The sequence below is a fragment of the Bacteroides mucinivorans genome (assembly GCF_034654355.2).
GTDB classification, from domain to species: domain Bacteria; phylum Bacteroidota; class Bacteroidia; order Bacteroidales; family Bacteroidaceae; genus Bacteroides; species Bacteroides nordii.
In genome coordinates this window covers 761,411-788,350 of sequence record NZ_CP178179.1, presented here as the reverse complement: position 1 = coordinate 788,350, position 26,940 = coordinate 761,411, and the positions used below count along the sequence as shown (strand labels likewise).

General features: G+C 42.1%; 19 protein-coding genes. 1 reads left to right on the top strand and 18 read right to left on the bottom strand.

What is annotated here, in order from left to right:
• Positions 1–113: 113 nt before the first annotated feature.
• From VCM39_RS02745 to VCM39_RS02680, 14 genes are all read right to left on the bottom strand, one after another.
• On the bottom strand, positions 114–1,601 hold the full coding sequence (locus tag VCM39_RS02745) for an MBOAT family O-acyltransferase (protein WP_289290682.1): 1,488 nt from the start codon (positions 1,599–1,601) through the stop codon (positions 114–116).
• The gene (locus VCM39_RS02740; RefSeq protein WP_407934709.1) at positions 1,588–2,505 is read right to left on the bottom strand and encodes an SGNH/GDSL hydrolase family protein; all 918 of its coding nucleotides are present in this window, start codon (positions 2,503–2,505) and stop codon (positions 1,588–1,590) included. The genes VCM39_RS02745 and VCM39_RS02740 overlap by 14 nt, the downstream gene beginning before the upstream one ends.
• Complete coding sequence (locus VCM39_RS02735) at positions 2,474–3,847, bottom strand: SGNH/GDSL hydrolase family protein (RefSeq protein ID WP_289290686.1); 1,374 nt, start codon at positions 3,845–3,847, stop codon at positions 2,474–2,476. Before VCM39_RS02735 ends, VCM39_RS02740 begins: the two co-directional genes overlap by 32 nt.
• A 112-nt stretch (positions 3,848–3,959) precedes the next feature.
• Positions 3,960–4,253, bottom strand: a complete 294-nt coding sequence (locus VCM39_RS02730) for a PG0541 family transporter-associated protein (RefSeq protein ID WP_289290687.1) — start codon at positions 4,251–4,253, stop codon at positions 3,960–3,962.
• Between the two features lie 71 nt (positions 4,254–4,324).
• Entirely contained in the window at positions 4,325–7,483 is a 3,159-nt protein-coding gene (locus tag VCM39_RS02725) for an efflux RND transporter permease subunit (protein WP_289290689.1), read from the bottom strand.
• 89 nt (positions 7,484–7,572) lie between these two features.
• Positions 7,573–8,589, bottom strand: a complete 1,017-nt coding sequence (locus tag VCM39_RS02720) for an efflux RND transporter periplasmic adaptor subunit (protein WP_289290691.1) — start codon at positions 8,587–8,589, stop codon at positions 7,573–7,575.
• A 30-nt stretch (positions 8,590–8,619) separates the two neighbouring features.
• Positions 8,620–9,969: a TolC family protein gene (locus VCM39_RS02715; protein ID WP_322933550.1), complete on the bottom strand. Its 1,350-nt coding sequence runs from the start codon at positions 9,967–9,969 to the stop codon at positions 8,620–8,622.
• A 53-nt stretch (positions 9,970–10,022) separates the two neighbouring features.
• On the bottom strand, positions 10,023–10,679 hold the full coding sequence (locus VCM39_RS02710) for a TetR/AcrR family transcriptional regulator (RefSeq protein WP_289290699.1): 657 nt from the start codon (positions 10,677–10,679) through the stop codon (positions 10,023–10,025).
• A 345-nt stretch (positions 10,680–11,024) separates the two neighbouring features.
• Complete coding sequence (gene hutH, locus VCM39_RS02705; RefSeq protein ID WP_221650873.1) at positions 11,025–12,521, bottom strand: histidine ammonia-lyase; 1,497 nt, start codon at positions 12,519–12,521, stop codon at positions 11,025–11,027.
• Positions 12,518–13,147, bottom strand: coding sequence for a cyclodeaminase/cyclohydrolase family protein (locus VCM39_RS02700; protein ID WP_322933548.1), 630 nt, complete (start codon positions 13,145–13,147; stop codon positions 12,518–12,520). Before VCM39_RS02700 ends, hutH begins: the two co-directional genes overlap by 4 nt.
• Positions 13,148–13,173: 26 nt before the next feature.
• Positions 13,174–14,427 (bottom strand): imidazolonepropionase, encoded by a 1,254-nt coding sequence (gene hutI, locus VCM39_RS02695; RefSeq protein ID WP_322933547.1) that lies wholly within the window; start codon positions 14,425–14,427, stop codon positions 13,174–13,176.
• Positions 14,428–14,478: 51 nt separating this feature from the next.
• Positions 14,479–15,381 carry a glutamate formimidoyltransferase gene (gene ftcD, locus VCM39_RS02690; RefSeq protein WP_221650870.1) on the bottom strand — a complete coding sequence of 301 codons (903 nt, stop codon included), beginning with the start codon at positions 15,379–15,381 and terminating at the stop codon, positions 14,479–14,481.
• The gene (locus tag VCM39_RS02685) at positions 15,378–17,366 is read right to left on the bottom strand and encodes a urocanate hydratase (RefSeq protein WP_221650869.1); all 1,989 of its coding nucleotides are present in this window, start codon (positions 17,364–17,366) and stop codon (positions 15,378–15,380) included. The genes ftcD and VCM39_RS02685 overlap by 4 nt, the downstream gene beginning before the upstream one ends.
• 114 nt (positions 17,367–17,480) lie before the next feature.
• Positions 17,481–18,113: a DUF6563 family protein gene (locus VCM39_RS02680; RefSeq protein WP_221650868.1), complete on the bottom strand. Its 633-nt coding sequence runs from the start codon at positions 18,111–18,113 to the stop codon at positions 17,481–17,483.
• A gap of 1,003 nt (positions 18,114–19,116) precedes the next feature.
• On the opposite strand from VCM39_RS02680, the gene VCM39_RS02675 reads away from it, so the two are divergent.
• Complete coding sequence (locus VCM39_RS02675; RefSeq protein ID WP_322933546.1) at positions 19,117–20,931, top strand: MutS-related protein; 1,815 nt, start codon at positions 19,117–19,119, stop codon at positions 20,929–20,931.
• 34 nt (positions 20,932–20,965) lie between these two features.
• Here VCM39_RS02675 and xyl3A read toward each other — a convergent pair whose 3' ends face one another.
• The 4 genes from xyl3A to galB all read right to left on the bottom strand — a co-directional run bounded on the left by xyl3A (position 20,966) and on the right by galB (position 26,903).
• On the bottom strand, positions 20,966–23,554 hold the full coding sequence (xyl3A, locus tag VCM39_RS02670; protein WP_322933545.1) for a xylan 1,4-beta-xylosidase: 2,589 nt from the start codon (positions 23,552–23,554) through the stop codon (positions 20,966–20,968).
• A 329-nt stretch (positions 23,555–23,883) separates the two neighbouring features.
• Positions 23,884–24,033: a hypothetical protein gene (locus VCM39_RS02665; protein WP_413544821.1), complete on the bottom strand. Its 150-nt coding sequence runs from the start codon at positions 24,031–24,033 to the stop codon at positions 23,884–23,886.
• Positions 24,034–24,068: 35 nt separating this feature from the next.
• Complete coding sequence (locus VCM39_RS02660) at positions 24,069–24,446, bottom strand: hypothetical protein (RefSeq protein ID WP_322933543.1); 378 nt, start codon at positions 24,444–24,446, stop codon at positions 24,069–24,071.
• Between the two features lie 6 nt (positions 24,447–24,452).
• Complete coding sequence (gene galB / locus VCM39_RS02655) at positions 24,453–26,903, bottom strand: beta-galactosidase GalB (RefSeq protein WP_322933542.1); 2,451 nt, start codon at positions 26,901–26,903, stop codon at positions 24,453–24,455.
• Positions 26,904–26,940 lie beyond the last annotated feature (37 nt).

Here is a 26,940-nt window from a genome sequence, read left to right as displayed (position 1 = left end):
CAGATTAAAAGACTGTAGATATTTATCATCTATTTATTTCCCTTTGCGAAAATCTGTGTTCATCTGCGTTTCAATTAATCATCGCCTGACGTACCTCCCCGTGCGGAAAACACTCAAAACTGGAAGTAAATGAATGGTTGGATCTCACTACTCTTCATCTGAATAACCAGATAAATCATAGCCACCATTAATAATGCTTTGCCTAAAAACGGGAGACGAATTACCCCACGACAAACCGCATTTTCCCAACTATCAGGAGCAAAATGAAGCAGGAAGCCCAGTATCATCAAAGCAAAAACACGCCAGTACCCCTCTAATAGTTGCGGGAACAGTTGTGGGCGGAAAGTCGTAAATATCTGGCCCAGCATATCCATTGAGTTATGGATATCGGCATTACGAAAGAAAATCCAACAGAAACAAACAAAGTTAAATGTAATAATGACACCAAAGAAACGACGGATACCGTGACTTTCTTCCCCCTTCTTACGCCCTATGATAGTCATCCAGGCTTTATGAAGCGCCAACGCTATGCCATGAAACATACCCCATAAAACAAAATTCCAAGATGCTCCATGCCATAATCCACCCAGAAACATAGTAATGATAAGATTAAGATACTGACGGAATTTACCGTGCCGATTCCCTCCCAACGAGATATACAGATAATCACGCAACCAGCTTGACAGAGAAATATGCCAACGTCGCCAAAACTCTGTAATAGAAGCCGATTTATAGGGAGAATTAAAATTCAGATTAAAATGGAAGCCCAATAAGAGAGCAATACCAATAGCCATATCACTATATCCGGAAAAATCGCAATAAATTTGCAGTGCATACCCATAAAGTCCCATCAAGTTTTCTACACCTGAATAAAGCGTAGGGTTATCAAAAATACGTTCTACAAAATTGATACTGATATAGTCTGAGATAACAGCTTTCTTAAACAAACCGGCTACAATCAAAAAGATACCCCGGCCAAACATTTCCTGCGAAACATAAAGCGGCTTACGAATCTGAGGTATAAAATCACGTGCCCGTACAATAGGTCCTGCCACCAGTTGAGGAAAAAAGGACACATAAAAAGCATAATCCAGTAAATTTGTGAGTGGCTTTATATCCCTTCGGTAAACATCGATTGTATAACTCAGCGACTGAAAAGTAAAGAAAGAGATACCTACAGGAAGGAATATATCAAGCGCTGTAAATTGTCCGCCCATCAATGAAGCAATAACTCCACCCAGAAAATTTGTATACTTAAAATAACAAAGTAATCCTAAATTGAGAGAAAGACTTAGCATCACCCACGCTTTCCGCCCATACTTATTGTCAGTGCGATCCATCAGACGGGCAAACACAAAATCGCCAACTGTTACAATAGCCAATAAAAAGAAATAGGTACCGCTACTCTTATAATAAAAATAATAAGAAAACAAGGTAACAAACAAGATACGCGCAGTATACTTATGACGCAGAAGTACATACACCACCATAAAGGCGGCAAACAGCCAGAGAAATATTCCGCTACTAAATATCATCGGAGCCTCCGGATTATATGTGAAAACCTCACGGAGGCGGCTAAAATCTATATCAATGGGAAACATAATCGTTATAAGCTTTAATAATGGCTTCGTATAATAAATTACCCTGGAGAATATATCCTTCAGGCAAATAATGTACATGATCGGGGCGCATCAACCTGGCTTCCTGCCAGTTTTTACAGGCACGAAGGCTTCCTCCCACTACATTATACATATCCCAAACAACCAGATGATGATCACGAGCGTACTTCTGAATAGTATTGGCAGCCGTCACTGTGCGCGGATTGATAGTATATGTCCGGCGCCTGCCTCGCCGTCGGAAACTTTCATAAGAACCGGGAGGAGTCGTTAACAGGATCGGAACATCCGGCAAACTGTCACGAATCAGCGAAATAAGTTCATCCATCTGCTGATAATGCAAATTAATATTATAACGTTTATTATGGCTCTCATTTGTTCCGAAAGAGAGTATAAGAAGTTCTGGTTTAAGCGCAGCAATGGCAGCGATACGGTCGGGATGTGTAAAAGTGAGACAGGTTGCTCCGTTTACTCCCATATCAGTATAGGAAACATTCCCAAAAGTCTCGGCCAATCGTTGTCCGGTAGTCTGGGGGTAAATATGTCCTCGAACATGGCTATCGCCAATATGCAAAATACGTACAGTATCTTCCAGTATTCCTCCTTTTACAAGACGTAAATGCTCAAGCACAGGAGAGAGTATCCCCAGACTATCAACAATCTCATTTATTCCTATTCCCTTAAAAGCAGCCGGCAAATCAATCTGTACGGATAGGGTGTCGTAAAGCAGTTTCATCTCACGCATCGGTTTAGCACTTTTCATCGGTGTCTCCCGTACCGGACATACAGGCAAAGCATCCTGTGCAAAAAGCTTTAACGAAGCTGACAGGAAGAGGATTACAATAAATAACAGAAACTTATTTATTCTCATAAGCACGTCTCCTGTCATATTGTTCTTTTCCGTAGAGTAATGTTTCATAAAGCAAACCTGCCAGATGTTTTCCACCCCGGAAATTAATATGTGTATAATCATAATTTGCCATGGAAGGTTTTGCATGTACCAGTTTTGCCATACTACCTTCTCCTCCCATCGCTTCAAACATATTCCAGAAAGCGATGCCACTCTCAGCGGCTATATTCTGTTGATAGCGAATCAGATTCTTAACTCCCGGCATCGTACGAAGTTCTCCGGTATCGGTTTTATAGTCACGATCGCCTACACTAAGCAACAGAAAACCTGCCTGGGGAAAACACTCCTTCAAATGTTCAATAGCAGTAAGTAATCCCTTCTGATAATTATCATAATTGTAACCACGTTGAGTAGCAACATTCAGTCCGTACTGCAAAATGATAAGATCGTAGGGACGCTGATCATTGAACTCTTTCATTATACCGGTAGGGATCGTTCGCAGAGAAAGTCCGGAACTACCACGCAAAGAGAAGTTATCAACAATAATCCCTTGCGTACCATCCATCGCCATACCATAAAACAGCGTAGAATCTGCCTGATTTACTGTCCAACGCACAGAGCCGATAAGCCCCTCCACTTGCATTGCCTGCAAATGCCCATCAGGCTCAAATTGACGGTTTTCTGTTTCTCCCCGATTTATGCGAACAGAAAGATCAACCGCACCTTTATTATAAAAAAAGATAGACGCCTGCTGACAAGTATCTAATAAAGAAGCATACTTATTCTGTCCACGAAGCTCAACATAAGCATTATTGTTCGGAATAAAATAATGCCCGGAAAGGCCTTGCTTTTTTCGATCGAAATAAACACTATCCGTTACGGCATGACTGGACCATCCTCCGAACGAATGACGTACAGTAGGACGGTATCCGCTGGTCATAGAGGTTATGGTGACAAAACCCACTCCACACCCTCCAAAACGTTTCTGTAACATTTCACGCAGGTCGGCAGTGAATATATCGGCCTCTATAAAGGAATCACCGAAGACAGCGATACGCACCAGACGCTTCTTCACCGGAATCTCGTCCAGTGCACGGTAGAAAGGAGTCATCCCACGCAGAGTAGAATCACTATAATCTTCTATACAGGTCATCCCCGTACGACAGGTATCTACAAAAGCAGGCTTCACTTCAGGTACAGGAGGAAGACTGTCTGCTTCTATCTCTGCTTCTTCCGGTTCAGGTGTACGGACATCACTCAACAAGTCCACCCGTCTCATTGTATGTCCATCAATCGTTATGACCGGTAACCAATGCATGGCAATCAAAGCAGCCAGAATAAATAAGGTCAGTCCTAACGAATATTTCAGATAATTCTTCATGTACTCTCTTACTTTAATAAGGAGCTGCAAAGATAGATAAAACGGATAAAAAGAAAGGAGAATCTACATGATTTATGAGATTCTCCTTTCTTTATGTTAATTTACGTTAGTATCAGATACTCCGTTCAATATTCCAGACAAATGCACGTAATCCAAGCTGTTCAGTCTGCAAATCCATTTTATGTAACGTATCCAGCAGCGGATCTACCTTCTCATCCTCAACCACAGACAGAATGGCCGAACACATACTGGGCCACGCATGACTTCCGAAATGTGGATCACCAGTCTTTGACCCACGTCCTTGAACGCGTTCCAGATAAGTAAAGCCACGACAGTTGAGACGATCCAATAAAGCAATGATACGTTCATAATAGGCCTGGTCGAATGTTATTAATACTGATTTCATATTTTTAATTATGAGTTATGAATTATGGGTCATACTACTATTTTTTCTTATAGTGCATAACCCGTAACTTGTTATTTCTTTATGATCTCATCTTTGTGCTCCTGAAAATAGATGTCCAGTGCGCGTTGACGCTTCATAGCTTTACGCTTACGTTTGATACCTGTACCGGCAAATACGCAGTACAATGTCGGAATCAAAATCAACGTAAGGATAGTAGATATTGTCAAACCACCAATAACGGCAATTGCCATCGGACTCCACATTTCCGACCCCTGACCACCACCGATAGCCATCGGGATCATACCAAGAACGGTGGTAGCCGTTGTCATCAATACCGGACGGAGACGGCTCTTACCGGCAGTCACTACAGAATGCAATACCGACTGTCCGCGTTCGCGACACAAAGTGATATAGTCAATAAGCACAATACCGTTCTTCACTACAATACCAATCAACATGATAGCTCCCAATAAACTCATTACACTCAATGTACTATTTGTGAAGTATAATGCCATCAACACCCCACTAAATGCAAACGGGAGTGAGAACATGATAATGAATGGATAAGTAAGTGACTCAAACTGTGCAGCCATTACGATAAATACGAGGATTACAATCAGGATAGCCAGTGTCCCCAGATCCCTGAACGAATCTTGCTGGTCTTCAAACGAACCGGCAACCTGAATCGTCACTTCAGACGGTACATCCATTTTATCAATAATAGCATTACCAGCACTTACCACATCCCCTAGCGGAGCACCAGATATAACAGCAGATACCGTCACAATACGTTCGCGGTCTTTACGTTCAATAGTAGGAGGCGCAAAACGTTCGACCACCGTACCGAGATCTTTGATACGAACAGCCTCTCCTTTAGCATTATATACCAGAACGTTTTCTAAACTTTCAAGACTGGTACGATGCTCAGGGGCATAACGCACTTTAATGTCATACTCATCACCATCTTCACGATATTTAGAAGCAATGGCCCCATTGACACGATTACGCAGATAAGTACCGGCAGTAGCCAGATTCAGGCCATGCAAAGCCAGTTTCTCACGGTCAAAATCTACCTGATATTCGGGCTGATAGTCGCTACGGCTGATGTTTACCTCAGATACACCTTTCACATCCAGCAACCGACGCTTCAACTGAGCTGCTACACTATCGGTAGTTGCCATATCATAGCCATAGATTTCAAAGTCGGCACTTGCCTGAGCAGACATACCGGTATTACTACCTCCAAGAATCACCTGTGCTTTACTAAATTCAGGATACTTCTTCAGGTCTTCACGCATCTCGTCACAGACCTGCTCCAGAGAAATTTTACGATCTCCCGGGTCTACCAGACTGATATTGAAAGAAATAATATGAGAACCGTTGTCCTGCATAGAAGCCCATGTATTATCAGAGTCGGCTTGTCCCACAGTATAGTTACATACCTTCATTATTCCTTTGTACTTTGTCATCCACTGATTGGTCAACTTCTCCGATACCTCCTGGGCCAGCTCTTTACGGGTACCAATCGGCAATTCAAGCTGTACGGCAATACGAGCATTATCCTGCGCCGGGAAAAATTCAGTACCAATACCTTTGGCACAGAATAAACTGACAATAAAGAATATGACACAGCCGATAACAACAATCGAGCGATGACGAACAGCCCAGTTCAGCATACGTGCATACCACGTATCCAACCCATCCAATGATTTCTCAATAGGTCTATAGAAAGTCGTGAATGCTTTTGACTGTTTCTTCTGAAGTTTCAATAACTGGGCACAGAGCATCGGAGTCAATGACAAAGCAGCAACAGTAGAGATAAACATAATAGCACACATCATCCATCCCAGCTGCTTGAACATCACACCAGACATACCACTCACCATAGTCAACGGGAAGAACACAGCAATCATGGTCAATGTAGATGCAATAACTGAGATAGCCACCTCATTTGTTCCATGTACAGCGGCCTGTTTCGGATCAGACCCACGCTCAATATGTGTTGTAACATTCTCCAATACCACAATGGCATCATCTACCACCATACCAATAGCAATGGAGAGAGAAGACAGAGAAATGATATTAATCGTATTCCCGGTGACGGCCAGATAAATAAACGAAGCAATCAACGAAAGCGGAATCGTTATACAGATAATCAATGTTGCCCTCCAACGTCCCAGGAAAAGGAATACTACGATTACAACAAACAGCAAAGCATAAAGTACTGTTTCGGCCAAACTATCAATTGTATTCAGGATATTTTCGGATGTATCAACAATAACCCCCAGTTTCACGTCACTGGGCAGATTCTTTTGCAAACGGGGTAATGCTTCCTCTACCTTCTTCGAGATTTCCACAGAGTTGGCACCCGATTGCTTCTGTACAATAATCATAGCACCCTTTACACCATTATTATATGTTTCCTGTGCACGTTCTTCCACAGTATCAACTACACGGGCCACATCACGAAGATAGACACTTGCACCATTGTAAGTACCAACTACTATATCTTCCAACTGTCGTGAATCGTTAAACTCCCCTTCTACACGCAACGAATAAGTTTCATTACCAATATCAAAGGTACCACCAGGAATATTCTTATTCTCTGCACCAATAATAGAACTGATTGTCTCAATAGACAGATGATAAGCCTCTAACTTATTCGGATCACAATATACCTGTATTTCACGCTGCGGAGCACCACTGATAGATACTGTACCTACACCTGGAATACGGGCCAAAGGATTCACTACGCGGTCATCCAGAATTTTATAAAGTGCCGACTGGCTCTCATTGGCCTGTACAGACAATAGTACGATAGGAATCATATCCGTACTAAACTTGAAGATGATAGGATTCTCCACATCATCCGGGAGCTGTGAACTCACCATGTCAAGTTTGTCCCGGACATCATTCGTCAGTACATCGATGTCGTTACCAAATTCAAACTCCAACGTAATCAAGGACATATTTTCTGATGACCGGGAAGTAATATGCTTCAGGTTACTTACGGCATTCAACGTATTTTCCAACGGTCGGGTCACATTATTTTCTATATCCGAAGCACTGGCTCCGGGATAGGCGGTCATTACCATAATCGTATTTGTATCAATATCCGGATACAAGTCGATTGGTAGTTTTGATAAAGAGAAAAGACCAAAGATCACCACTGCAAGAAAGCAGAGAGAGGTCATAATCGGTTTTTTTACCGCTCCTTCGTATAAACTCATGTTATTTAGTGATTAGTTATTGAGTGACGAGTGACGAGTGAAAGCACACTGAGCGCTAATCACCTATCACTAATCATTAATCGTTAATTTTATTTCTCTACGTCTACTTCTGTACCATCAATCAAGCGTGCCTGTCCTGCAACAACCACTTGTGAGTTATTGGGTACACCCGACTTCAGCTCATATTCCGCGCCCATACGACGTCCCAGCTCCACTTTATTGTAAGACACTTTTCCGTCTTTGTATACAAAGACGTAACGATCGCCGGCACCAGCCTGTTTCACAATAGCCAGATCGGGAACAACTACGTTATCCTGAGTACCAAAGTTCAGAGTAGCACGGGCAAACATTCCCGGACGTACCCGCTGGTCTTTGTTTTCCAGTTTGATTTCAACAGGGAAAGTACGCGTAGTTGCATCAATGGTAGGATAAACAAGACTAACCTTTCCGGTAAACTCTTCATCACCATATACATCCAGCTTTACCGCAACAGGAGAACCTTTCTTTACCTGAGAGAAATAAGTTTCAGAAACATTGATCATCAGTTTTACCGGAGTAATCTGTTCTACAACCAACACAGGTTCTCCACCGCTATACATATCTCCGTTATCATAATTACGTGCAGTTATGATTCCGTTGATCGGACTAACCAACGTCGTATTTTCCATTAAATTCTTATAAGCAGTTTCCTGTACTTCGAGTGCCATCTTCAAGGCATCCCATTCCGATTTGGAAGTACCACCTACTTTATAAAGTTCGTCGGCACGATTAAATTCAAGACGTTTGTTTTCCAGTTGTAACTTCATCTGTTTCAAACTGGCTTCATCCATAAGCACCAGTTTTTGTCCTTTTGAAACGCGGTCACCCACTTCTACAAATATCTTATCTATTCTCACAGGAGATGACGGAGCTATATTATTCTTAACTTCCGCTTCTACCGTTGCCGTATATTCCTGTATCTGATCGACAGGCCTTGCTGTTACATCCGCCAATTTTACTCTTGGCTTATCTTCTACTTTTTCAACAGCTTTTTGTTCTTTTCCGCCAGTACATGAGCCTAGCAGCATAATAGCAAACAGGGCTACTAATTGGAAACTCTTTTTCATGTGGTTTTCTATATTTTTATTTTTCCTGGTTTATTTTATTACTTCGTCTCTACCCAATACCTGATCAAGATCAGCCTTAGATACCAAATAATCGTAGATTGATTGATTGTAAGTAAGCTCCGCTTGTGTCAGCGACACCTGCGAGCTATTCAGTTCGAGTACAGTACCCTTACCTACTTCATAACGTTTACCAGCAATCAATACTGCTTTCTCGGCTTGCAATACATTTTCTTTGTTACTTACAACCTGCTCCGAGCTGGCCGCCATATTGCTACGATAACTTTCTATCTGCATATTCAACTTACGTTCCGTATCCAGACGATTCCATTCCAATTGTTTCACCTGTATGCGGGCCGTTTTCATCTTTGTAAAATTACTGGCCTTGTACAAGGGAATACTCAGATTAAACATTAATGAAGAACTATTGCTCCAGGTATAATCAAAGAAATTCAAATTCGGATTATAAAGAGACTGGTACTGATACGAAAGAGACATAGAAAGTGTCGGAAGGAAATTCGTCCGTTGCGCCTTAATGTTCTTAAGAAGTAATTTATGATTCAAATCAAATTGCTTCATGGTCGTATTGTTTATCAGATTCTCATTTCCGGCATTCAACTCTCCGGCAAACAGAGCCGTTTCGTAATTAGCCAGGTTATCATCAGCCTTTAGGTCTACATCAACTGTAATACCCATCAATACCTTCAATTGTAACTTTGCCAATGTCACCGCATTGGAAGCTGACACAACACTAGGTTTTACACTGCGCATCTGCACCTCAGCACTAATTTTATCAAATTCGCTTACAGTTCCTTGCTGATATTTAGCATTAGCCACATTAAAGTTATCTTCTGCCAGTTTATAACTTTTCTGCATTACCTCATAGGTATCTTGCGTCAGCATCAGCTGATAATACGCCTTTGTCACCTGATTAACCAGATCTTGTTTAGAAGCCCTTGACTTCTCAACAGCCAGTTCAATATCGGTCTTAGTCATCGACATAGCTTTATAAACGGAAGGAGCAAACAAAGGCAAGCTGACTGCTAAACCTGCATTCGCCGTATTTGAATTGTCCTGTCCCATTTTAAAAGATTGCCCTCCAAGATTCATCTGAGCCGCCTTAATCGTATGATCCAGCGCCCCTGAGATACTAACCTGAGGTAATAAATTCTGCCAGGTTTCCTTTTTGGCTACCTCCTTTAAGGCGATTTCTTCATCTGCCACTTTAATAGTGGGATTCTCACTCAGAGCAATTTCCAGCGCTTTATCCAAAGTCAGGGTCAAAGTATCTTTTACCTCCTGTGCCCGTACAAAGCCCCCGGCAAGAAAAACTGCTATACCCAGAAGCAGCTTCTTGCCTGCTAATTTTCTCATCTTGTTCATAAATAAGTCTTCTTCTTTTTGTAAACTTTAGTTGTTTGTAAAATCAGGAAAAGTTATTCTCCCGTCCGCTCTATTCTGTTTTTCCGATATTCCTGTATAAATTCTTCCAACACTCTCGCTCCTTTTTCGGTGGCTATTCCACGGAGGAAGGTGAACATGATTGACTCATAAACTTCCAAAAAAGGATACTCTTTGCAGATATCTGTATTCATCAGCAAATCAAATTGTTCACGAACGAGTAAATTGACAATCGCAAAATTTACGTCGTCCCGGAAAATACCTTGTTCCACCCCCGATTTGAAAAAAGCAATCGTACTTTCCGAATCTTTATCGCGATTCTTTTTCACCATATTAAAAACATGGGGATATTTCTTCAGATCCTCAAAAAAGCGTTTGTTAGTCTGATGAAACATCTCAATGCTCTTCTGAAAACACACCAAAATAACCTCCAATACATTTGTTGACTCAGCTAAAAGGTTTTCCAAAAACTCATTTTTATCTTCCTGGTTTTTCAAGATAACCTCTCTCAACAGTGTCTCTTTGTCTTCAAAAACTTCATAGAGCGTACGCTTCGATATACCTAACGAGGTAGCTATATCATCCATCGTTATGCTTTTAATACCATGTAAAGTAAAGGCTTCAGTGGCTTTCACTATAATTCTGTCTCGCAATTCTACTCTGTTCGAAATTTCTTTTGCACTAGTACTCATCATCCATTTCTTTATAATTAGCCGTTTTTACTATCTGTACTTTCACACTAATAGCTTGTGAAAACGGAACAAAGATAGACAGAAAACTCAGATTACAAATTTAGTTTCCACATTAATCGCTTACATTTGATAATTATTATAGGTTAATGAAGTAATGTGAAAACAAGTGTTAATAATAAGTACACCACAAAAGTAGATAATCAGTAAGATACAGAAAAAGTTTTCTCGTCAATATAGGGGTAATAATCGACAAACAACGGATATATTCCGGTAAGTTCCCGGGATATATCCGCTATAGTTTTTCATTTTCAGGTAGTTTTTACCTATAAAGAAGAAAAGAAACTGTTAATAATCAAACTTTGTCCGGTTAAGGAAAGCTACTGTTTTATGAATCTCCTTATACATCACAATGTCATCTTTAACAAAAGGAACTTCTTTCCGATATTCGGCCAAAAAACGTTCCAGTTTCGCAGAGGTTTTCTCCGGCCGACGGAATTCAATCCCCTGAGCGGCATTCATCAATTCGATAGCAAGAATGTGTTCAAGGTTATCCATTACCTTATATAACTTTGTAGCCGCATTGGCTCCCATACTGACATGGTCTTCTTGTCCGTTGGATGAAACGATGGAATCACTGGAAGCAGCATAGCAGTACATTTTATTCTGACTTACCATAGAAGCGGCAGCATACTGTGGTATCATAAAGCCAGAATTCAATCCGGGATTAGCAACCAGAAATTCAGGTAAACCACGAAGCCCCATTATAAGTTGTGCGACGCGACGCTCGGAAATATTTCCGAGCTCGGCAAGAGCAATGGCAAGGAAATCATAAGAGATAGCAAGGGGCTGCCCGTGAAAGTTCCCCCCGGAGATAATACGGTCTTCATCGGGAAAGATAGTAGGATTATCGGTAACGGAGTTGATTTCGGTCAGCAATACGGAAGCAACATAACGGATAGCGTCTTTCGTGGCGCCATGTACTTGCGGAATACAACGGAACGAGTATGGATCTTGTACATGTGCTTTGGGACGTGTAATGAGTTCGCTACCTTCGAGCAAATTTCTGAAAGCCTCACCCGTTTCAATTTGCCCTTTATGCGGACGGATTTGCTGAATACAGTCCATAAAAGGTTCGATACGTCCATCAAAAGCCTCAAGCGAAATAGCAGCAATAAGGTCCGCTCTTTTAGAAAGCCGGAAAGCTTTGAGAATGGCAAAAACCCCATTGGCACTCATAAACTGAGTACCATTGAGCAGGGCAAGCCCTTCTTTACTCATCAGTTTCACGGGTTCCCATCCAAATTCGTCAAGTACATTGATAGCTTCGCGTTTCTTCCCTTTGTAGTTAACATCGCCGACTCCAATCAGTGGTAAGAAAAGATTGGCCAACGGAGCCAGATCACCCGAAGCTCCCAAAGAGCCACGGTCATATACGATGGGCATCACATCATTGTTAAAGAAATCAAGGATACGTTGCACAGTGATCACCTGCACACCACTATGCCCCAGTGACAAAGCATGGGCTTTGAAAAGCATCATCAGCTTGATGATAACCGGGCGAATTTCCTCCCCCACGCTACAAGCGTGACTTTTGATAAGATTCTCCTGCAAAGTGCCGAGTTCATCAAGAGAAATATTCTTGCTACACAAGGAACCAAAACCGGTAGTAATACCATAAAGGGGGGTATCAGAAGCAGCTATTTTTTGGTCTAGATAATCACGGCATCTTTGAATGCGAAGCTTTGCTTCAGGAGCCAGTTCCAGTTTCAAATTCTCGTTGATGATGCGCTCGATGATATCGAAAGTAAGCTCACCTGAGCCTACATAATAAACGTTGTTCATATTCTTAAATCTTGGTTGATAGCATCCAGTAACTCTTTCTCTTTGACACAGGTTTTATGCTCCAGTTCATCCGCCTCAGATTGTAACTGTTCTACAAAGGTTTTATCTTTGAGCGAGCCAAGATTGATACGGACGTTCATCAAAGCACCCAACACAGCCGAACGAGCAGACATCATGGCTACACAAGCGTCGGTCACCGCATTACGGTTCCCTAGTTTAGCCACATCAGCAATAATACCCATCAGTTCGTAAGCATTACGGGCCACCTGCATAGGAACAAGGGCAGCAAACTTTGTAGCTTCCTGAATGGCAGCAGTACGGATAGCTTTCTCTTCATCTGTATTTTTGGGTAATCTAAAACAATCAAATACTTTATTATATGCTTCAGAATCACGATCAATATCGGCCACAAATCCCGTCTTCTGTGTAAGAGCAAGAGACTGAATATGTTTCATGATTTCTCCGGTATCTTCATAGCCTTTCTTACCAATAGTCAAGCCTGCTACCATAGCTGCCAAAGCAGATGCAATAGCCCCATTAAGAGCTGCTACACTACCACCACCGGGTACAGGATCGCTTCCGGCTACTTTATTCAGAAAATCTGTTACTGTCAAATCTACTAACATAATGATCTTATTTTTTAGTTTTATCATTAAACTACAGGATAAAGAACACCTCTCTTTATCGTTGTATTCACACAATTCATACCTATATAATAAGGTAGAATATTATAGTCTGTTGAGTCCAGAACTACGAAGTCACCTTGTTTACCAACTTCAATACTACCAATACGGTCGGCCCGATTCAATGCAGCAGCTCCGTTCAAAGTTAATGCAGTAATAGCTTCCTCAATAGTAAAGCCCATGTAAATACAAGCAAGTGCAAAGGTTAGTGGGATAGAGCCGGAAAAACAACTACCCGGATTCAAATCTGTAGCTAAAGCCACGGCACAACCGGCATTCATCATATCACGGGCACGAGCATAGGGTTCTTTCAGCGCAAAAGCAGTCAGAGGTAGCAAGGTAGTTACCACTCCGGCTTCAGCCATTGCACGAATACCGGTATCAGAAGCATGTAGCAGATGATCGGCAGACAAGGCATTTAGTTCAGCAGCTAATTCGGCACCTCCGAGCGAAACGATTTCATCCGCATGAAGTTTCAGCAGGAAACCTTGATCACGTGCGGCTGTAAGTAAACGGCGGGACTGTTCTATCGAAAACACCCCTTGTTCACAAAAAACGTCACAACATTCGGCGAGTTCGTTTTGCCGGATAATGGGAAACATTTCATGAATCAGGAAATCAATATATTCATCATCCCGTCCTGCATATTCCGGTGGAATGGCATGCGCCCCCAAGAAAGTGGATACAATATCCACCCGCTTATGCTCATCGTTGTTCAAGCTACGCATTACTTTCAGTTGTAGCAACTCGGTGTCGCGATTAAGTCCGTAACCACTCTTTCCTTCTACAGTAGTAACTCCCATCATGCTCATCTTTTTCAAAAAACCTTCGGCTTTGGAACGCATCCTGACAAAGTTTTGCTCACGGGTAGCCTTCACCGTACTGGCAATCCCCCCTCCACGTTGCATAATGGACATATAGCTTTCTCCTTTCAAACGCCAGGAGAATTCTTCTGCACGTTCGCCTGCAAAAACAAAATGAGTATGCGAATCAACAAAACCAGGTAGCAAACACTTGCCACGGGCATTATAGTGCCAATAGTGATGATAATAACCATCACGCTCCTCACCACGATTCTGCCCAACGTAAGTAATAATACCATCAGTAACTTCTACCGTACCGTTTTCAATAATCTGCAACTGTGACATCTCTTCACCTTTCCGGGCGGAAAAGCCAAGAGGAGTCACAATCTTTGCATTAAATATAATCAGGTTTTCGCTCATACTTATATATTATTTCAAATCGTAAATTACCCTTAATCTACGTTTCATATATCATTCCATAATTCGTGCTTCAAGTACTTGTTGCATAGAGAAATTCTCCAAACCAAGATAATAGGAGGCGGTATCAATCAATGCCTCCATCGGAACAAGGCCGATAATTTCACTCCCAACAATACTCACACCATAGCGCCGGGCCTCGATACGTACCAGTTCAAAAGCACGATAAAGAGCTGTTTTCGTATAATCGGTCATATTGATAGATACCTGTGTGATTCCCCGGTCCTTCAATTCGACTCCCATTGCCTTACAATAACGAAGTCCACCACCTATAAAACGAATCTTTTTAGCAATATCATGAGCTATCTCCAGATTAGGGGTGCTAAGATTAATATTATAAGCTACCAATGGCATACGTGCACCGATAGCAACAGTTCCTGCTGTTGAATGCCGCTCGGCCGGACCAAAATCAGGTGTCCATTCAGGAAGTTTTATCTTCTCTGCCATACCTTCAAATTCACCTTTGCGAACAGCAGCCAGATTCTCACGATGAGGGGCCGAAGCTGATTTCTCATATAAGAAGACGGGAAGCCCGTAAAGTTCTGCCACCTTTGCCCCCACTTCTTTGGAAAGTGCGACAGCCTCATCCATCGTTGTATTCTTTATCGGAATAAAAGGAATGACATCTACTGCTCCCATACGAGGATGTTGCCCAGTATGATGGTTAAGATCGATTAATGCAACGGCAACTCCAACTGCTTCTATGATAGCATCCCGCAAAGCCTCCGGTTCTCCTACAAGAGTCACCACCAGGCGGTTATGATCTTCGTCATTACTATAATCAAGTAGCTTTACTCCGGCACGTGCACGGAAAGGGGATATTATTTTTTCTATTTTCTCCAAATCACGGCCCTCGCTAAAGTTTGGGACGCACTCAATAATTTTATTCCAGCTCATAGTTCGGTTATTAATTTATTAATTAGTTCTTCATCTGCAACATAAGGCATCGTAATATGATAGTTTTCCCCATGCGTTTTGTTGAAAACTTCACTTGTTTCCATAGCATGCTCATTACGTGCCCATGAACGACGAGCCACACCGCCCATCACATCCCAAAGCATTGCCGAACGTAATATTTCATCCACCCGCTCACTACCATCGCATACCATACCAAAGCCTCCGTTTATCGCTTTTCCAATGCCTACACCTCCTCCATTATGCAACGCTACAAGGCTCATACCCCGTGCACAATTACCTGCAAAACACTGTACAGCCATGTCTGCCATTACATTACTACCATCTTTTATATTGGAGGTTTCACGGAAAGGTGAATCGGTTCCGCTGACATCATGATGATCACGCCCCAACATGATAGGCCCTACTTCACCACAACGTACCATTTCATTGAAACGGAGCGCTATCTTCATTCTCCCCAGCGCATCCTGATACAGGATACGTGCCTGTGTACCCACTACCAAACGATTCTTTTCGGCATCACGTATCCAGTTATAATTATCCAGGTCCTGACTGCGACGATTCACATCGATACATTCCATTGCAGCATGATCGGTCTTTATCAAGTCTTCATGTTTACCACTCAGGCACACCCAACGGAAGGGGCCATAACCATAATCGAATAACTCCGGTCCCATAATATCTTCTACATAACTGGGCCAGATAAAGCCGTCTTTCTCATCCACCCCATTACGCGAAATCTCCCGAACTCCTGCATCATAAATAGCTTTCATGAAGGAGTTTCCATAATCAAAAAAGTAGGTGCCACGGGCTACCAACTTCCTTATCACTTCAAAATGGCGGCGAAGCGAAATATCTACCAGAGAACGGAACTCTTCGGGAGATTCATGCAAGAGACGGGTTCGCTCCTCGAATGTTAGTCCGGCAGGACAATAACCACCATCATAAACAGCATGACAAGAAGTCTGATCAGAAAGTAGTTCAATAGGTATATTTTCTCTTTCGGCATATTCCAAAAGGTCGACTACATTACCATGATAGGCCACAGAACAAGGTTCACCATGCCGCATTGCTTCCTGTACCATGCGGTAAGCCTCACCCATATTATTTGTCACATGTCCTACCCACCCTTGTTCATACCGGGTTTCAATACGGGAAGCATCTACCTCGGCCACGATACAAGCTGCACCAGCAATCTCTGCCGCTTTGGGCTGGGCGCCACTCATACCTCCTAAACCGGAAGAGACAAACAAATGTCCCCGCAAATCTTTATCCTGGGGAATACCAAGTTTCATACGACCGGCATTCAGCAAAGTGTTAAAGGTACCATGTACAATCCCTTGTGGTCCGATATACATCCAGCCACCGGCAGTCATCTGACCATAATTGGCCACTCCCATTTGCATAGCCACATGCCAGTCATGCTGATTATCGAACTGCCCCACCATCATCGCATTGGTAATTATTACCCGGGGAGCATCAGGCCGTGAACGGAAAAGCCCCAGTGGATGCCCGGATTCTACTACAAGCGTTTGATCTTGAGTCAATTCTTCAAGATACTGCTTAATAAGGCGGTATTGCATCCAGTTTTGACACACTTGTCCGGTCTCACCATAAGTAACAAGTTCATAAGGATAGAGGGCAATATCAAAACAAAGATTATTATCAATCATTACCTGGAAAGCTTTACCTTCAATGCATTTGCCCCGGTATTCATCAATAGGCCTGGCTTTTAAGTCGCCTTCGGGACGGAAACGATAACCGTAAATTCTTCCATGTGTACGAAGCTCCTCCATAAATTCAGGAGCCAGTTGTTCATGTAATTCTGTAGGAATGTAGCGCAAAGCATTCTTCAAAGCAGTAGCTGTCTGCGCCGGGGTAAGCGTATAACCACGATCCGGTGCCCGCCGTATACCTTCTACAAAATTTGGATAAGCAGGCAAAGTGTTGCAGAGAGTCATTTTCATAATAATAAGGATTAAGGATTACAAACTGTCATCTTTTACAGCTTGATAACTCTCCGCAATATAGGAAAAAGGAAGGAAATCACAAAGATTTCAAGACATTTATTATCAAAAAGATTATTCCTTTACAGTTTTAAGTAATCTAAGATACTTCCCGGTAGTTTCGGCAGACTCGCTATTTTCATGGAGATAAGCTTCCTTCCATTCCGGATAGGAATCCAATAAAGCACACATCCGGTCTTTTCCCACGAAGTCAATTTTACCGGTAATAGCATCAATCTCATAATATACACGTTTCGAAACCAGGCTGGAAGCGGCTATGGCATCACCAACCACCCCTCCCAACGTAACATCCATTGTAACCGAAGAACTTGCCGCAACTACTCCAATAGGTATGGCACTAAAAAAGATATTCTCATTTACGCACATAGCAGGAGCATACCACCCACCAAAACGGAGGCGTTTATAGCGTAGCTTCTTGCAGTTAATATAAAGAGATGTATCTTCCTGTACGGCAAAACAACGGTTTTTCAGATATTTGCACAATGATTTGTTATCATCGGCACTGATCTTGTAATCAGCCCCTCCGGACAATGAAATATTATTTTTAGTTCGCTTTTCTATTTTCAATGCCGTCACCGTATCGCCATCATGAGCCAGTAAATCTTTCAGGTTGGAATAAACAATGTTCTGTGCAACCAGAGGCAGTCCCACAATACTCATTAAACAAATAATCCACAGTTTTTTCATAAGTACCTCCTATCTACAGCATTAATCGTTTGGAAAGTTACATCATTTGACGAATTGAAGCAAGTTTTTCAGTCGAAAATTTCTAAAAAAAGAAAGAAAAGCTTGACTGGGGTGTTAATTGTTAATGCAAACCAGTCGTTGGCCATTTTGAATAGACATGAGCAAAACTCACCACAGAGTTCCACAGAGTTTAAATCTTTATTGAAACGCAGAATTAACGCAAATTAGCGCAAAGGGAAACAAATGTATGATAAAGAACTACAGTCTTTTAATCTGCGTTCTGTGTTAATTCGCGTTTTATCAGATAAATAGTACTCTGTGCTACTGTGGTGAAATACACTCAAAGCCGTTCAGTTTTGTGCTAAATGGCGCCTGTTATTACCATCTATCTCTTTCTCCGATATCGATAAAGCCGTAACTCGTAGAGTAATGTATGGTGCCTCGGCGTGTAGCGTTGTTTTACATGTACATGTAAAGCAGTACGACATGTGCATGTGAAGCAGTACGACATGTGCATCTCATGCAGCTTTACATGTACATGTAAAACAACGCTGTGCACCGAAAAAAAGAACGTTCCTTTCTGAGAAAGACAGAAAACAATACCGGACAAGGGTAACAACGGCGTTTAGGGACACTTCCGGCACCGAAAAGATATGCCCATAATCTTCGTTACTGATCGATAACTCTGTCTGTGGTAAATTTCACAGAGTTTTATTATCCGGATAAAACGCAGATTAACGCGAATTATCGCAGATCAAAATCCTGTTCTTCTTTATCTTATACTTATTTTTCTTTGCGAAAATCTGCGTTCATCTACGCTTCAATGAACCATCGCTCGTCGTATCTCCCCGTGTGGGAAGCACTCATTACTGGTCAATATTGGTACTTTCTCCTGAAACAGCCTACTTTAGTTAATAAAAAGTAAATCTGCTATTGACAAAAACAAGCCCCACACACGCTACCTGTTAATTATACTACTTTTGTAAAAAACAAATAAAATAATATGGAACAGCTAAAGAATATTATCAATACTTATCAGGATATCATTAAGAGTGCAGAGCAGAAACTCGGAAAAGCAAAGCAACAGATCTACCGTATTGGCACTTTAAGACTAATATTATTCGTAGCCGGCATTGCAGGAGTTATTCATTTTTGGGACAATGGATGGATTGTTATCACAGGTGTGGTTGCCCTTACTTTCGTCCCTTTCCTTTTTCTGGTAAAGTTACACAATCGTTTGTTTTATCAAAAAGAGTATCTCGAAAAGAAAATAGAAATAAACCAGCAAGAACTTCAGGCTATAGAATACGACAGTTCTTCTTTTGACAATGGAGAAGAATTTATCAATCCGGCACATCTCTATTCATATGACCTCGATGTGTTTGGTGAACGTTCACTTTTCCAGTATATCAACCGTACTTCAACTGATTTAGGCAAAAAACGGCTGGCTGCCTGGCTCAATACCCATCTGGAAAGTAAAACTGAAATAGAAAAACGTCAGGAAGCTGTAAGGGAACTTGCCCCGGAACTAAAGATGCACCAGCGTTTCCGTATACTCGGTTTGCTATACAAAGGAAAATCTGCCGATGAAGAGGAAATAAAAGCATGGGCCGACAGTCCCAGTTATTATAGGAATCATGCTATCCTCCGGGCACTTCCTTTCATCGTTCCTGCTATTAATATTATATTTATAGCACTGGCCATAGCAGGTATAGTATCAGGTACAGTACCAGGTATTATCTTCGTTGGCTTCTTCCTTCTCAGCTTTGCCTTTTCAAGAGGAATAACAAAGATGCAGGCACTCTATGGAAAGAGGCTTCAGATACTTGCTACTTATGCCAGCCTCATTCATATCATTGAAGAAAAAGAGTATCACAGTGCTGCACTACAGGAGATAAAGGAACTTGTAGGTGGTGACAAACAAACCGCCTCACAGGCTGTTAAAAAACTTACTGCTTTGATGAATGCACTTGACCAGCGTAATAATATGCTGATGTCTTTTGTTCTGAACGGTGCTCTTTTCTGGGAATTACGACAGATTATGCGGATAGAAGCCTGGAAAGAAAAGCATGCTTCCGAACTCCCATCTTGGCTCAAAGCTATCGGAGAGATGGATGCTTATTGTTCATTAGCTACTTTCGCTTACAACCATCCGGAGTATATCTACCCACAAATTACTTCTACTCCCTTCTCTATGGAAGCGGAGGCATTGGGACATCCACTCATGAACCGTGATAAGTGTGTATGCAATGATATAGATATCGCCAAACGTCCTTTCTTCATCATCATCACAGGGGCTAACATGGCAGGGAAAAGTACGTACCTGCGTACAGTAGGAATCAACTACCTATTAGCCTGCATAGGTGCACCTGTATGGGCCAAACGAATGAAACTGTATCCGTCCCGACTAATCACCAGTCTGCGCACCAGCGATTCACTTACGGATAATGAATCTTATTTCTTTGCTGAACTAAAACGCCTGAAACTTATCATCGATAAGCTCGATGCAGGTGAAGAATTATTCATCATCCTTGATGAAATATTGAAAGGAACAAATTCCACCGATAAGCAAAAAGGTTCTTTTGCCCTTATCAAGCAATTTATGGCACTGCAGGCTAATGGCATCATAGCCACACACGACCTTATGTTGGGGACACTTATTAATCTCTTCCCCGAAGATATCCGCAACTATTGTTTTGAAGCAGAAATCACCAACAATGAGCTTACTTTCTCTTATCAAATGAAGAACGGAGTAGCACAGAATATGAATGCTTGCTTCTTAATGAAAAAAATGGGGATTGCCGTCATAGACGACTAATCTCCATTTCCTGCGATTCTTCAACTAACTCTTTTCATTTCAACTGAAGACTCAGCTTATTTTCCGGCAAAGTATTCGAACTGTTACCATACATAATTTCATAATCTCCCGGTACAATACGCATGGTATTAGTTTCGGGATCAAAAAATTCAAAGGCATCCGGTGAAAGTGTTATATTGACTGTGACAGACTTACCCGCTTTCAAGGTTACCGGACGAAAAGCCCGAAGGCTTTTCACCGGTCCCTCTTCATCGTCCGCTTTACGAATATAAATCTGTACTACTTCAGTCCCGTCGCATTTGCCTGTATTCTTTACATTTACTTTAAACTGCACCGGCTGATTGATAGTAGCCACCCGCTTATTTAATCCGGCTTTTGAAAGTTGAAATGTTGTATAACTCAATCCATAACCAAAGGGAAATAAGGGAGCCTCTGTCATATACCGATAGGTGCGTCCTTTCATACTGTAATCTTCAAAGTCAGGCAACTGCTCTGTGTTTTTGTAGAAAGTGACAGGTAATTTACCACTCGGATTGTAATCACCGAATATGATATCAGCGACTGCTGTTCCGCCAGCCTGACCGGGATACCATGCCTGTAATATGGCATCACATGATTGAGTTTCGGGAACCAATGCCATTGCCGAACCGGAACAATTGACAAAGATCACTTTCTTACCAGCTTTCTTCAATGCTTTCAGAATGTTACGTTGTACTTCCGGCAGTTCGATAGAAGTCCGATCACCACCAGCGAAGCCGGGACAATTCACAAAGTTCTTCTCTTCACCTTCGAGATTAGGAGAAATACCACCAACAAAAATCACAACATCCGCATCCTTCACTCTTTCGGCTACTGCTTCGGGAGCAATCTGTTGATAGATACCTAAGTCGAAGCGCAACAGAGCCTCAGCGCCAGCCTGCATGTACTCTATTTTGATCTTATACTCTTTCCCGGCTATGGCCTTTAGCGTATATTCTCTTTTGGCACTGGCATGTGTCCCCCAATAGTTGATAACCTCTTTATCGTTCACATAAACACGATAGCCATCATCACCTTCAATAACCAATGTATAATCGGCACTGTTCCGCGGGCGAAAAGTCCCCTCATACGAAGCAGTAAAATTGTAAAGGTTCACTCCCGGAGCATACACTGTGTTACCTCCATTATTGAAGTTGAAAGGAGTGCTGACTTGTTGGATAGCTGCCACTTCACCTTTCAAATCCAGATTATTCCAATAAGTACCGGTAAAGCCAGGTTTACCGTTGTTAGATATTTCACTGAAATAAGAATCGAATACTTGGTTCGTGAGTAACTCACATCCTTTCTCGTAAGTAACATTGCCTATTTTATTACGAATTCCTTCAAGAACAGTCACCGTGTGAGATGGAGTCCCTTCATAATTTCCCCATTGCATGACTGAATCGTTGGCATTAGGTCCCATTACGGCTATACGAGCACCGGTTTTACCCAATGGCAATACCCCATTGTTGTATAGCAACACCATCGATTTGCGGGTAATATCCAAAGCCATTTGCTTGTGCATCTGACAATCTACCGTATCGATACTAATCTTACTCCAAGGAACCAAAGCATCATCGTCCATCTCTCCTAATTCAAAACGGGCTTTCAACAGACGAAACAAGCTGGTGTTGATTCTCTCTTCAGAGATAAGCCCCTCTTTTACCGCCTTGTCCAGGTGAGCATATTCAATACCACACTCCAAATCCGTTCCACTGAGCACAGCTGCCGCACTGGCATCGGCCGCGTTCTTGTGGGTAGCATGGCGATCACTATAGAAAAAGTCACTGATAGCTCCGCAATCACTCACCACCACATGCTTATATCCCCAATCGTCACGTAAAATCTGAGTCAGCAGTCGATTACTTCCACAACAAGGATCGCCCTCAAACCGGTTGTAAGCACACATTACCTCTTTCACATCGGCTTCTTGTACCAATGTTTTAAAAGCCGGTAAATAGGTTTCCCACAAATCGCGGGGAGAAATATTCTCAGCATTGAAGGAGTGTCGTTTAGCTTCCGGCCCGCTATGCACTGCATAATGCTTGGCACAAGCGTGAAGTTTATCATACTTGGCGTCGGCCGGCCCTTGCAAACCTTTTACTACTGCCACTCCCATACGACTTGTCAAATAGGGATCTTCTCCATAGGTCTCCTGACCACGTCCCCAGCGCGGATCACGGAAGATATTTACATTGGGAGTCCAAAAAGTCAAGCCTTCGCAACGCACGCCTCTCCGACCTTGCCGATGTGCATCGTGATACTTGGCACGAGCCTCATCGCTGATTGCTGTGAATATACCCTCTATGGCTTTGTCATCAAACGATGATGCCATCCCCATCGTAATTGGGAAAACAGTAGCGATTCCGGCACGAGCCACACCGTGTAGCGCTTCATTCCACCAATCGTAGTGAGCTATACCCAAACGCTCTATCGGGAAAGATTCATTTTGCATCAAAGTTACCTTTTCTTTTAAGGTTAGTCGCCCTAACAAATCTTCGGCACGCTCTTCCGGAGAGAGATTGGGATTCTTGTAAGGCTCATTTTGTGCCATACAAGTCAAAGTGACTGTACTCAGGCATAAAGTAATAATAAATTGTTTCATTCTATTCTTTTAAGTTTTTAAATGAGTATTTTTAAATGAGAGTCTATTAATGAGAGGTATCCAATATTCTCAACCAGTACAGTAATGAAGTATCTACATCCTCAGCAAATGGAAAGTCTTTATTCGCTCCCCACCCATGCCAAGTAGAAGGGTAGGCATGAATAGAGCCCGAGACTCTCTTCTAAGTAGAGCCGAATAATATTGAATCGAATTCGAAGATGAAACAATATTATCATTACTACTCAAAAACAGAATTGTAGGAGGAGTGTCCTCATTTACTTGCTTCTCACAGCTATATACCTCTACCATTTCTACGGATGGGTTAGGGCCTAAGAATCGATTCCGTGAGCCGATATATCGGTGTAAGATTTATCCATCGTTATTACCGGGTAAAACAGCACTTGAAATTCGGGGCAAACACCATACTCTTGATGAGTAGAGATTGTTGCAGCCAGATGCCCTCCAGCAGAGAACCTCATAACGCCTATTTTAGAAGAATCAATGCCCCACTCCACTATTTTTTTTGAATGATATCAAAAGTCCTCTTCACATCAGTAATAGGAGTCTTTAGATTCCCCTCAGGCATCCGATAGTGAAGTACAATCAGAGCAATTCCTTGTTCATCGAAGAATGGAGCCCAATCATACCCTTCGTGTTTAAACATCAAATCCTGATATCCTCCTTCGGGGAGTACAACAATCGCTCGCCCGGTTGCCTTTACGGAGTTCGGTAAGAAGCAACGAGCAAAAGGTCTCGATGTTTCTGCCAAGTAGTTGACCTCAAATATGTTCTCGTCTGATAGACGGACATCAAACACTTTTTGTGCTATAATCTCGACATTCGCTATATGAGCAAATGCGACAAACAACATAACTACTAAATATCGATCCATATACGTTTACTCTACATGTATAACAAGTTCTGAAGTCTTCAATCGCTCTCCAGAAACCACTACTTTTATATCTTCGGGGGTATCCGCTCCTTGTACTATTGCAACCATTTTCCCACTAAAAGTTCGCATATAATTAGAGGCGAAAGAGGTTAAATCTGTCGCATCTCCATTACACAAGGCTTTCAAAGATCCATTCCCTACTACTTTGACAAAAAGCATAGAAGCATCACGAGGGCACACATTACCATTCTCATCAATTACTTCAAGTGTCACAAACGATAAATCCTTGCCATCGGCTTTTATCCGATTTTTATCTGCAGTCAAACGCACCTGATAAGGTCGGCCTGCCGTTCTAACAACCTTCTCTTCGCATGCTTTGTTGAATGAATCGTAAGCTACCAGTTTGATTTCTCCCGGTTCGTACTTCACCGAATCCCACATCATCCTATAGCGTGTGAATTTAGAAGTCGGATCTTTTTCCTTACCCCCCATACTCACACCATTCACAAACAATTCCACTTTGGGATAATTAGTATAGCACTGTATCGGAACGATTTGTCCCACACGGTCGGGCCATGTCCAATGAGGCATGATATGCAGAACGGGCTTATCGCTCCATTGGCTTTGATAAAGATAAAATCGGTCCTTCTTCAATCCGGCCAAATCTACTATTCCGAAATAAGAGCTCCTCGAGGAGGCTCCGTCGCCATAGGGAGAGGGTTCACCCAAATAATCAAAACCAGTCCAAACAAATTCTCCTAATAAGAATTCGTTATCGTCTTGCTGAGAGAACTCCGTATCTGGCGTACTTCCCCACGGTACGTAATCCATATCATAGCTCGACACTTGGTAGTCGTTATACCAAGGTTCCCAATTTTCTTTTACTGGGAATTTATAAATTCCCCTCGAACTAACGGCAGAACTTGTCTCACTACCATATAGAATATAGTCCGGATGTTCTTTACGTTGGTGTACGTAATCAAAATGTTTATAATTGAAACCTACCAAATCTACCACATCAGCAAGTCCATTCGCAATGGCCGCCCAATGATTATTAAAACCAGCGGTAGATGGGCGAGTAGGGTCTTCGCGATGCACAATATCGGACAAGAAACGAGCTATTTTTCCACCGTTAGCATCATTCTGCTCACGCAATTCATTTCCGATGCTCCACATAATCACGCAAGGATGATTTCTGTCACGATGAATCAAATCAGTTAAATCAGTTTCGGCCCACTGATCAAAAAAGAGGTTATAACCATTTACACATTTGCCCAATTTCCATTCGTCAAAAGCCTCTACTTGAACCAGCATGCCCATCTTATCACATAAATCCAACAATTCAACAGACGATGGATTGTGACTTGTCCGGATAGCATTACAGCCCATATCTTTTAATATCTCGATTTGCCGTTCTGTGGCTCTCCAATTGACCGCGGCTCCCAAAGGGCCTAAATCGTGATGCATGCATACCCCCTTTATTTTAAGTCTTTCTCCATTCAAAAAGAAACCTTTATCCTTATCGAACTTCAATGTCCGAAAACCAAAGCTTGTGTGGTAGGTATCACAAAGCTCATTATTTACATATACTTTAGAGACAACCGTATAAAGTGTAGGTGTCTCTACGTTCCATAACATAGGATTGTTTATCATACAGTTTTGTTCAAACTGTATATCTTGCCGGCTCGTTTGCGTATTGGAAACGGAAGCTACCCGCTTCCCATGACTGTCGTATACTTCTGTTAACAACCAAATCTTTTCTTCTTTATGACTCGTGTTCTTAACCAAGGTTTTTACATTAGCAACTCCCTTTTTAGAAGTGATCTGCGGAGTAGTTACGTTTGTTCCCCAATGAGCTACGTGAACGGGGGAAGTGCAGAGTAACCTTACCGGTCGATAAATTCCGGCACCGGTATAGAATCGAGACATTTCAGGCTTATTTTCTACTCGTACCGCAAGAACATTGTTTGTTCCGAAAGAGAAATGATCCGTCAAGTCAAAAGAAAAGGAAGAGTAACCATATGGCCTTTGACCTATTAATTTGCCATTGAGATAAACTTGCGCATTACTCATTACTCCATCAAATTCGATATAGACTCGCTGGTCCGAATAGTCGGCAGGCAGATGTAAAAGACGCCAATACCAACCTATACCAGTAGCGGGTAGAGCCCCTGTACGCCCGGTTCTAAGTCGAGCGTCTTTATCTCCATCTTCAATCACTTTCACGAATTGCATATCCTGATTGAGATTAAAAGGACCTTCAATGGCCCAATCGTGAGGTATATGAACATTACTCCATGATCCATTATCCAAGTTCATCTCCTGCTCTAATGATATCTCCTTTTTTATAAACTTCCAATCTTTATCCAACTGTAGCACGACTCTGTCTTTACCCTGTAAGGGTGTGCAAAAGAAAGATAAGACTAACAACCAACTTCTTACACTTATAGCATTCATATCGTTTCAAATTAAAAGCGGCTTAATCTATTGCCTA

Coding starts and splice junctions, on each gene's coding strand:
- hutH (WP_221650873.1), bottom strand. CDS start 12,521: ATGAACAACGTTTATTATGTAGGCTCAGGTGAGCTTACTTTCGATATC.
- VCM39_RS02675 (WP_322933546.1), top strand. CDS start 19,117: ATGGAACAGCTAAAGAATATTATCAATACTTATCAGGATATCATTAAG.
- VCM39_RS02735 (WP_289290686.1), bottom strand. CDS start 3,847: ATGAAGAATTATCTGAAATATTCGTTAGGACTGACCTTATTTATTCTG.
- galB (WP_322933542.1), bottom strand. CDS start 26,903: ATGAATGCTATAAGTGTAAGAAGTTGGTTGTTAGTCTTATCTTTCTTT.
- VCM39_RS02710 (WP_289290699.1), bottom strand. CDS start 10,679: ATGAGTACTAGTGCAAAAGAAATTTCGAACAGAGTAGAATTGCGAGAC.
- VCM39_RS02700 (WP_322933548.1), bottom strand. CDS start 13,147: ATGTTAGTAGATTTGACAGTAACAGATTTTCTGAATAAAGTAGCCGGA.
- ftcD (WP_221650870.1), bottom strand. CDS start 15,381: ATGAGCTGGAATAAAATTATTGAGTGCGTCCCAAACTTTAGCGAGGGC.
- VCM39_RS02715 (WP_322933550.1), bottom strand. CDS start 9,969: ATGAACAAGATGAGAAAATTAGCAGGCAAGAAGCTGCTTCTGGGTATA.
- VCM39_RS02740 (WP_407934709.1), bottom strand. CDS start 2,505: ATGACAGGAGACGTGCTTATGAGAATAAATAAGTTTCTGTTATTTATT.
- VCM39_RS02685 (WP_221650869.1), bottom strand. CDS start 17,366: ATGAAAATGACTCTCTGCAACACTTTGCCTGCTTATCCAAATTTTGTA.
- hutI (WP_322933547.1), bottom strand. CDS start 14,427: ATGAGCGAAAACCTGATTATATTTAATGCAAAGATTGTGACTCCTCTT.
- VCM39_RS02730 (WP_289290687.1), bottom strand. CDS start 4,253: ATGAAATCAGTATTAATAACATTCGACCAGGCCTATTATGAACGTATC.
- VCM39_RS02680 (WP_221650868.1), bottom strand. CDS start 18,113: ATGAAAAAACTGTGGATTATTTGTTTAATGAGTATTGTGGGACTGCCT.
- VCM39_RS02725 (WP_289290689.1), bottom strand. CDS start 7,483: ATGAGTTTATACGAAGGAGCGGTAAAAAAACCGATTATGACCTCTCTC.
- VCM39_RS02745 (WP_289290682.1), bottom strand. CDS start 1,601: ATGTTTCCCATTGATATAGATTTTAGCCGCCTCCGTGAGGTTTTCACA.
- VCM39_RS02665 (WP_413544821.1), bottom strand. CDS start 24,033: ATGAGGTTCTCTGCTGGAGGGCATCTGGCTGCAACAATCTCTACTCAT.
- VCM39_RS02660 (WP_322933543.1), bottom strand. CDS start 24,446: ATGGATCGATATTTAGTAGTTATGTTGTTTGTCGCATTTGCTCATATA.
- VCM39_RS02720 (WP_289290691.1), bottom strand. CDS start 8,589: ATGAAAAAGAGTTTCCAATTAGTAGCCCTGTTTGCTATTATGCTGCTA.
- xyl3A (WP_322933545.1), bottom strand. CDS start 23,554: ATGAAACAATTTATTATTACTTTATGCCTGAGTACAGTCACTTTGACT.